Source organism: Acinetobacter sp. 228, assembly GCF_048147885.1.
Map to the genome: position 1 here is coordinate 1 of NZ_JAYWYV010000599.1, position 1,032 is coordinate 1,032.

Annotated in this window: 2 protein-coding genes; both read left to right on the forward strand. The window is 41.4% G+C overall.

What is annotated here, in order from left to right:
* Positions 1-824, forward strand: an 824-nt coding sequence (locus VXQ92_RS21145; RefSeq protein WP_416683086.1) for an Hsp70 family protein, incomplete at its 5' end; no start/stop codon positions are given.
* 18 nt (positions 825-842) lie between these two features.
* The coding region (locus VXQ92_RS21150) for a 2Fe-2S iron-sulfur cluster-binding protein (protein WP_416683087.1) at positions 843-1,032 on the forward strand (190 nt) is incomplete at its 3' end.

Below are 1,032 nucleotides of genomic sequence, written 5' to 3' on the forward strand. Positions count from 1 at the left end.
AAGCAGTACGGGAAGTTTTTGCCCAAGAACCTCTTTGCACGATCAACCCGGATGAAGTGGTGGCAATTGGCGCTTCTATTACAGCCAACCAGTTAATCGGTAATAGCCAAGATGGCTCTCTTCTTTTAGATGTAACCCCTCTTTCTCTTGGTCTAGAGACTATGGGAGGACTCGTTGAGCGTCTGATATCTCGTAATACAGCGATTCCTGTTGCACGTCGTCAAGAGTTCACCACCTATCAAGATGGCCAAACTGCTATGTTAATTCATGTAGTTCAGGGCGAACGTGATTTAGTTGAACATTGCCGTTCATTAGGTAGATTTGTACTTCATGGCATTCCACCAATGACTGCAGGCCAAGCTCGTATTGAAGTCACTTTCCAAGTTGATGCAGATGGCTTACTCACCGTTTCTGCTCGTGAAGCAACTTCTGGAGTGCAAGCTCATATTGATATAAAAACATCTTATTGTTTATCTGAGGCAGATACGGAACGCTTATTAATTGAAGGTTTCCAACATGCCGAAGAGGACAAAAATCTTCGTCATTTAAAAGAAACTAAAGTTGAAGCAGAACGTGAGCTTGAGGCTCTTGAGCAAGCATTAAAAGTAGATGCGGATTTACTTGATGAAAAGCAGCTTGAAGCACTCAACTCTGATAAGGAATCACTAAAAGCTCAGCTTGAAGGCAGTGATATCCAAGCGATTGAGCAAGCAGTTCAACAACTTAAAGTACATAGTGATGCTTTTGCAGCACTACGGATGAATCGACATATTGACCATGCCTTAAAAGGCACGAAGCTCGATGATTGGTCAAAATCAAATTAAAAGGTATAGGTGATCAATATGCCACGTATTAAAGTACTTCCTCACGCTCAATTTTGCCCAGAAGGAGCAGAATTTGAGGTTGAACAAAATGCAAATCTTTGCCAAAGTTTGCTCAACAAAGGAATCAAAATTGAACATGCTTGTGATATGTCTTGTGCATGTACAACTTGTCATGTGATCGTTCGTAAAGGCTTTGATAGCTTAGAAG